Raw genomic sequence first — 6,593 nt, forward strand, 5'->3', positions numbered from 1 at the left:
TTACACCTCGTAATTGACCCACTTCTTCTGACCGATGAACCGCACCAGCGTGACCAGACCGATCAGCAGCACGGTCCACACCACAATGGCCGATGCGTAGCCCTTATTGCCGGCAACAAAGCTCTCGCGGTAGAACAGGTACATCAGGCTCTGTGCGCTGGTCAGCGCAGGGTTCGTCTGCTCCACCATCATGTAGATCAGATCGTAGACCTTCAGGGAAGCCATCAGGCGCATAATGAGCACCACAAACAGGGTGGGCGACACCATGGGCAGCGTAATGCTGAAGAACTGGCGGATCTTGGATGCACCGTCCAGCTCGGCGGCTTCGTACAGGGACTGGGAAATGTTCTGGATGCCGGACAGCAGCAGCACGGCATCGTAGCCGATGGAGCTCCAGATGGAAACGATAGCACAGGTGACCAGAACGATCTTGGGGTCGGTCAGCCAGCGGATGTTCGTGCCAAGGACCTGATTCAGAATGCCATACTCCGCATTGAAGATCCACTTCCAGACCATTGCAACCGCAGCAGGAGCCACCACCATGGGCAGGAAGAAGATGGCGCGGAAAGCGGTCTTGCCCTTGATCTTTGCGTTCAGCAGCACTGCCACGATCAGCGCCAGAAAAACGCCCACCGGCACAGTGAGGATGCAGAAGTAGATGGAGTTCCAGTTTGCCTTCCAGAATTCCGCATTGCGGAACATTTCAAGGTAGTTTTCCAGACCGCAGAACTGATAGGCTCCAAAGGCTTTCGTCTTGGAAAAACTCATGTAGATGGTCTGGAAGAACGGGATAATATTCAGGATCATCAGACCGAGGATGGTGGGAGCTACCATGACCAGCCCCCAGAAACGCCCATCCCGGCCCAGCTTTGATGTGCTTTTCATTTGGTTCCTCCCAAGCTGCATTTTCAGCCCGCACTGGCCTGATCCACGATGTCCTGCATCTTCTGCAGGCCGGTTTCGATATCCTCGGTACCTGCGTAGATCTTCAGCAGCTCATCATTGACCTTGCTCTTCCACTCCGGGCGAGAGGCGTTGTTGACGCTCTGGATGCTGTACTCAAACATCTCAATGAAGCACTGGATATTGATGGGATACTCTGCAAAGCAGCCTGCCCAGGTATCCTCCAGACCCTGATAGGCAGGGATGGCCGCACCGCTTTCGCCCTGAATGCGCTGGCCCTCCTCGCTGCCGAAGAACTTCAGGATATCCTTCACGGTATCCAGATTTTTGTTGCTGGCAGCAGTCGCGTAGCACAGACCGTTGGAGATGGTCGCACGACCGTCTCCGCTTTCCGGGTCGGGGCACTTGGGCAGAACGGCCACATCCCACTTGCCCACCATTTCGGGGTAGTTCTGCAGCTCGGCAAGGATGTTCCAGTCGCCTTCCAGGAACATTGCGCCCTTCTCGGAGAAGAAGGCAGTGCCGGGAGCGGTCTCGGCAAAGTAGGTCTGGTCCGGGCACCAGTCGTTCTGCTGGAGACCGATGTAGAACTTCATTGCCTTTTCGGTGGCGGGCTGGGTAAAGCCCGCCTTAGTCTTGTCCTCGTTCAGGATGTAGCCGCCGGCCTGATACACAAAGTTCCAGTAGCCAAGCTGGTCATCGGCGTATGCCATATAGCCGTACTTGCCGGTGGCAGCGTAGATCTTCTCGGATGCGCTGACCAGATCGTCCCAAGTCCAGTTCTCGTCCGGGTAAGCTACACCGGCAGCATCGAACATCTCCTTGTTATACACCAGACCGACCGTGTCCTTGTCCTTGGGGACTGCATACAGGGTACCGTTGGAGCCCATGGCGTTGGACAGCGAGATCTCCGAGAACTTGTCCTTCTCCACAATGTCGGAGCAGTCTGCCAGCATCCCGTTGTCGGCATACTTCAGCAGCTCGTTGGTGTGCATCCAGAAAATATCCGGCATCTGGTTGCTGGTGGCGGCAGCCTCCAGCTTGGTCCAGTATTCGTTCCAGCTGGTGACCTGCACCTCAATGCTGACCTCCGGGTGCTGCTGGGTGTAGGCCGCACACATAGCCTCCATGCCTTCCTTCTGTGCAACGTCCCAGATCTGGAAGGTCAGTGCCTTCTTGCCGCCGGAAGAACCGCTGCCGCTGTTGCCGCCGCAGGCTGCCAGCATGGATGCGGCGCTCATTGCTGCCATTGCCTTTACGAATTGTCTGCGAGAGATCCTCATTTTTGTTCTCCTCCAAAGTCCTTATTCCGTAGGGTGATCTTCGTACTGTGTCGCACCGGCCGGGTCGATTTTCTTGCTTTTGTCAGCTCTTACAAAAGCAGCGAGAAAATTTTGTGCATCATCACATTGCACAGTTTCTTTTCTCTTGTTGTGCCATTATTATACTATCTGCCAGTGGTTTCGTAAATGCAAAAATGCGACTTGTTATATCTCAATTTGAAGGAATACTGCGAATTATGTTGAAGTCATCACGCATTTTGGTATATAATAAGAAAAAGCGGACGGGAGGCATCTTGTATGCAAGATTGTACAAAAAGAAACGTATCAACGGAAACAAAATTAAGGTTCCATGTGTTTCAGGATGAGCGATTCGTCGATCTCAACTTATACCAATATGGCTGGGAGCAGACAGAGCCTCTACACTCCTATGGTCCCTATGCCCGCAACCACTATCTGTTCCACTATGTCATCTCCGGCAAAGGGCTTCTGCTTGCAAACGGACAGGAATACGCCATCGAGGGCGGGCATGGTTTTCTGATCACTCCGGGTGAGGTCACTACCTACCGTGCCGATGAACAGGATCCGTGGGAATACACATGGATCGAGTTTGACGGTCTGCGTGCCCACGAAGCCCTGAACCTTGCAGGCATCAGCGGACAAAACCCTGTGTACTCGCCTGCAAGCGCTAAAGCCGGGCAGCTGTTGCAAGAGCAGATGCTCTTCCTTGTAAATCACAGTCAGGACAGCCCCATGCGTCAGATCGGCTACAGCTTTCTGTTTCTGGATCAGCTTGTACAGTCCTCTGCCTCCCATCAGGCACAAAGTCCCCGCCGCCTGCGGGACTTCTATATGAAGGAGGCTCTGTCCTTCATAGAGCAGCATTACAGCGAAGATATTTCCATCGAGGATATCTCCTCCTTCTGCGGGCTGAACCGCAGCTATTTCAGCAAGGTGTTCCGGGATACCATGGGCGAAAGCCCGCAGGGGTTCCTGCTGCACTACCGCATGGCACGGGCGGCACAGCTGCTGACCGAAAGTCGCCTGCCCATCAGCACCATCAGCACCATGGTCAGCTATCCCAATCAGCTTCACTTTTCCCGTGCGTTCAAAAATATATATGGCATCAGCCCACGGGACTATCGTGCAAAGCATCTTGCACTATAAAAATTGGTCTCATTCTCCGCTATACGCCTTTCGTTTTTCCGACATATAAAAAAGCCCCATTTGTCAGACCGAATACCGTCGGACAAATGGGGTGTTGTTCATTTAGGGACGCACCCTGTTTTTTTATTTTGCCTTTAATCTTCTAACCAATGGCTCCCGGTTATGGTTTTCAAGTATTTCTCCGGGTCGCCATTCAAAATCAAGTCCGCATAGCCTAGCGGGTCATTATAGATGAGACAGTCTAACTCCGACCTCTGCGCCATGGTCACGTCCAGTGCATCCTCGACCCCGGTGCAGTCGATAGAAATCTTTCTCCCATCCCGGAGCAGAACCTCCACGCAGCCGGTGTCCATGTTGAATTTGCAAGCTCTTTCATCGTACTTCATGTTTGTGTCCTTTCTGCCTTATGGCACTCTTACAGTGGTCTGTCGTGCTTTCTTATGATAAGGTCTAGGACGTTTTTCGATGGAAGCAATGGATTCATTCTGTTTTCCGAAAAACACAAAAAATCCGAACCCTTCTCCTATTGGAAAAAAGTTCGGATTTTGTTGTTGTGGTGCACCTCCAGGGACTCGAACCCTGGGCCCACTGATTAAGAGAAACCAACGTGCAACAATCGTCAATTCCCAGAATTACGCAAATTCGTTATTTTTATCGTTTCACCGTAAATTTGCGTTTTGCATCTGCTGCATTCTTTGCACCTGTTATCCTCTCTTGCATCCGTTATCCAGCCGTTCCGGTGTGCAAAAAGTGTGCAAAAATGTGCAGAGCCAAAATCAGCCCTTAAAAATCGTACCTGTTTTTTATGCAATGGGGTGAAAATGAGCCGATTTCATCCGGCGAATGACGCACCCGATATTACCAGTTTATACCACACATCAAATGTACATCAACAACTACGATTCATGGCAGGGATTTGGACAATCGAACAGACACCGCCTTATTATATAGCAGGTACACTATGGAAGCATGGTGTACCTGCTCCTTTTGTTTTATCTAGGATACAGCGAATCAATAAGTCGTTCAAAATCTTCATGCAATTCATAACGCGCTAATTTTAGTTTGAAGGAATTATCGTAACTCTTGCCCTCATCTTTTTTCAACGCATTCCATGCTTCAATTTGAATATTAGTTAGCTTCGGTGCCGATGGATCATACTCATAATCAATTTTTTTATCACATTGCAATTCGGCAACTTCATTTAGTAACGTTTCTCCGTATGTTCGTTTTAATTCCTCATAACGTTGAATATCGTCATAGTAAGCCGCATCCAGCTCTTTTAAGTCCCTAATGAACGTTGGAAACTGCTCAGCCATTAAGAGATTGTTGATAATGCGTTGATATGTTCCCGCTTGCTTTCCCCACTCAATGCAGTCATGCGAAGAACCTGTAATATATTTAATGACGTTCCCAGTTCCCTCAATGATTCCCAAGTATTTACAAGTTCGTTCCATCTCAAATGTTTCATAGTCAGTTTCTCCTGTAAGGTAGCCAACGGTCACATTGAAAAAAGTCGCAATTTTTTTCATAGTTGGGTATTCTGGAAAACCAATCATTTTTCCTTTCGCTGATAAGGTTCCTACGTTTATCCACCTGCTGACATCTGCTTGATTGCCCACCCCAAAGGTTTCTTTGAATTTTTGCGCAAATTCTTTCTGTGTCCCAAAGTTCTTCTTGATAAGCTTTCCGAGGCGCTCATTCCAAATTCTGGCTAATAACTGCGTCTCATTTGATGTCTCGCAGCAAAAATTAGTATTCATTTAAATTTTTCTCCTGATTTCTACATAAATTATCTGTATTAGAATTGGCTTCATCATATTGACGTTTATAAGCTTATCATATATACTGGAAGTGGTCAAGGGATTTAGAGCGTATTGACATCAAATGGTAACAATCTTAGTTATGGAAGTGAGGTAAACCTTATGGAGTGTATTCCAGTTTCCGTCTTGTTGGCAAGTGATGGAAAAACCTGTGCACAAATCACACACATTCTCAAAATTTTGGGGAACGGCAGTATGCAAGAAGGGCTCCAAAACTTTTATGCTTATGCAGAAGGACACGGCCTTCTGCAAGGCCGTTTACAAGGAGCAGCAGGTATGCTTTGTGTTTCAATCACTTTATATTTTATCCTTAACAGCTGGAAAATGAAACAGAGTCTTGATAATAAGGAGCACTCTCTTCAAGCGGCTATCAAGGAAAGTTCCCAAGTTGATGAAACCAATGTAGACGCTCAGGATTTTTCAAAACAGTGAGCGGCACAGCCGAGTTTCTATTATGAGCAGTGCACAAAAAAGAACTTAAATTTTCAGGCTTTTACTAATTGAAAGCATTCCCACACTTGTATATATTTAATAAAAATAAAATCGGAGGACTTACATATGAGCGGACGTTTTCCTAATGTGGACTGGTGGTGCGATTATTGTGGTGCATTATTAAATTACCAAAATGGTTTTGATGACAGTAATGACACTTGGGCTTGCACGGAATGCGGCACAATTAATCGAATTTCTGCCTCCGAAATCTACGAATCCCATAAGGACTACAGAAAAAAGAATCATTTGGATTAACACGGAAAGGAAACATCAATGCACGAACTTTTAGCAAAATCCGACCGTCAGCTGGGTATGTGCCTGCGGATGTTGTATGACGAGGGGATTCCCGGTCCGCTGGACGTCCACTCGGAGATCAACGACAAGGGCAAGATGGAGTTTCATGTGCTCCTTCCCGTGGATGACGAAACGTTTGAGCGACTGCAGAAGCGGTTTGAGACCATGGTACGGTAACCTGATTCTGATTCCCAAAACCTTGTCAAGAGGGCTGGCACCGTCCAGCCCTCTCTCTTTTTGCTAAAGTTTTCCTTGTTTTTTCTAGCAAGCTGCCGAAATCAGCACATCATCAAAGTTTTTTGTTGACACATTGCGATTTTTGTGGTAATCTATCCCAACAATTTAATATAACATATTTACTTAGAGTTCCAGCTCGGCTCCCAAAGGAGCCGGAGCAAGTTTTTAACTTTCTTATCGCTACATAGCAAACCCGAACCAAGGCCATCCCTGAAGGGATGGTCAGGTTCAGGTTGTTGTGTGGCGATTTTTTATTGCCAAATTCAGCACCGTACCTTGACAACCGCATGACCGTCTGCATGGGATACCCGGCGATGACCCCGCAAGGGAGAGCTGGAAAACGCCGCCGGAAGGGGGGCAGGAAAGCCATGCAGGGAGAACGGCAACCGCCATCCACTCA

The 6,593-nt window shown here is 48.4% G+C and carries 8 protein-coding genes; 4 read left to right on the top strand and 4 right to left on the bottom strand.

The genetic code is table 11. The annotated features are described in order from the left end of the window. Positions 1 to 885 (bottom strand): carbohydrate ABC transporter permease, encoded by an 885-nt coding sequence (locus J3351_RS05370; RefSeq protein WP_207697264.1) that lies wholly within the window; start codon positions 883 to 885, stop codon positions 1 to 3. Positions 886 to 908: 23 nt separating this feature from the next. Further along, on the bottom strand, positions 909 to 2,186 hold the full coding sequence (locus J3351_RS05375) for a sugar ABC transporter substrate-binding protein (RefSeq protein ID WP_156061827.1): 1,278 nt from the start codon (positions 2,184 to 2,186) through the stop codon (positions 909 to 911). A 297-nt stretch (positions 2,187 to 2,483) separates the two neighbouring features. Here J3351_RS05375 and J3351_RS05380 point away from each other — a divergent pair, with 297 nt between their 5' ends. Further along, positions 2,484 to 3,350, top strand: coding sequence for an AraC family transcriptional regulator (locus J3351_RS05380; RefSeq protein ID WP_207697265.1), 867 nt, complete (start codon positions 2,484 to 2,486; stop codon positions 3,348 to 3,350). A 134-nt stretch (positions 3,351 to 3,484) separates the two neighbouring features. Here the strand turns inward: J3351_RS05380 and J3351_RS05385 are convergent, their stop codons facing one another. Next, on the bottom strand, positions 3,485 to 3,736 hold the full coding sequence (locus J3351_RS05385) for a DUF6061 family protein (protein ID WP_156061825.1): 252 nt from the start codon (positions 3,734 to 3,736) through the stop codon (positions 3,485 to 3,487). 606 nt (positions 3,737 to 4,342) lie between these two features. Continuing rightward, a complete protein-coding gene (locus J3351_RS05390; RefSeq protein WP_097779815.1) occupies positions 4,343 to 5,110 on the bottom strand; it encodes a hypothetical protein in 768 nt (255 codons plus the stop codon). A gap of 162 nt (positions 5,111 to 5,272) precedes the next feature. Between J3351_RS05390 and J3351_RS05395 the strand changes: the two genes are divergently transcribed. The 3 genes from J3351_RS05395 (at position 5,273) to J3351_RS05405 (ending at position 6,133) form a co-directional block, all read left to right on the top strand. Further along, the gene (locus J3351_RS05395) at positions 5,273 to 5,602 is read left to right on the top strand and encodes a hypothetical protein (protein WP_097779814.1); all 330 of its coding nucleotides are present in this window, start codon (positions 5,273 to 5,275) and stop codon (positions 5,600 to 5,602) included. A 126-nt stretch (positions 5,603 to 5,728) separates the two neighbouring features. Next, complete coding sequence (locus J3351_RS05400; RefSeq protein ID WP_097779813.1) at positions 5,729 to 5,917, top strand: Sec23/Sec24 zinc finger-containing protein; 189 nt, start codon at positions 5,729 to 5,731, stop codon at positions 5,915 to 5,917. Positions 5,918 to 5,935: 18 nt separating this feature from the next. Beyond that, complete coding sequence (locus J3351_RS05405) at positions 5,936 to 6,133, top strand: hypothetical protein (protein ID WP_097779812.1); 198 nt, start codon at positions 5,936 to 5,938, stop codon at positions 6,131 to 6,133. Positions 6,134 to 6,593 lie beyond the last annotated feature (460 nt).

This window comes from Faecalibacterium sp. Marseille-Q0746, from assembly GCF_017377595.1.
GTDB lineage: Bacteria > Bacillota > Clostridia > Oscillospirales > Ruminococcaceae > Faecalibacterium > Faecalibacterium duncaniae.

Coding starts and splice junctions, on each gene's coding strand:
- J3351_RS05370 (WP_207697264.1), bottom strand. CDS start 885: ATGAAAAGCACATCAAAGCTGGGCCGGGATGGGCGTTTCTGGGGGCTG.
- J3351_RS05395 (WP_097779814.1), top strand. CDS start 5,273: ATGGAGTGTATTCCAGTTTCCGTCTTGTTGGCAAGTGATGGAAAAACC.
- J3351_RS05385 (WP_156061825.1), bottom strand. CDS start 3,736: ATGAAGTACGATGAAAGAGCTTGCAAATTCAACATGGACACCGGCTGC.
- J3351_RS05400 (WP_097779813.1), top strand. CDS start 5,729: ATGAGCGGACGTTTTCCTAATGTGGACTGGTGGTGCGATTATTGTGGT.
- J3351_RS05380 (WP_207697265.1), top strand. CDS start 2,484: ATGCAAGATTGTACAAAAAGAAACGTATCAACGGAAACAAAATTAAGG.
- J3351_RS05390 (WP_097779815.1), bottom strand. CDS start 5,110: ATGAATACTAATTTTTGCTGCGAGACATCAAATGAGACGCAGTTATTA.
- J3351_RS05375 (WP_156061827.1), bottom strand. CDS start 2,186: ATGAGGATCTCTCGCAGACAATTCGTAAAGGCAATGGCAGCAATGAGC.
- J3351_RS05405 (WP_097779812.1), top strand. CDS start 5,936: ATGCACGAACTTTTAGCAAAATCCGACCGTCAGCTGGGTATGTGCCTG.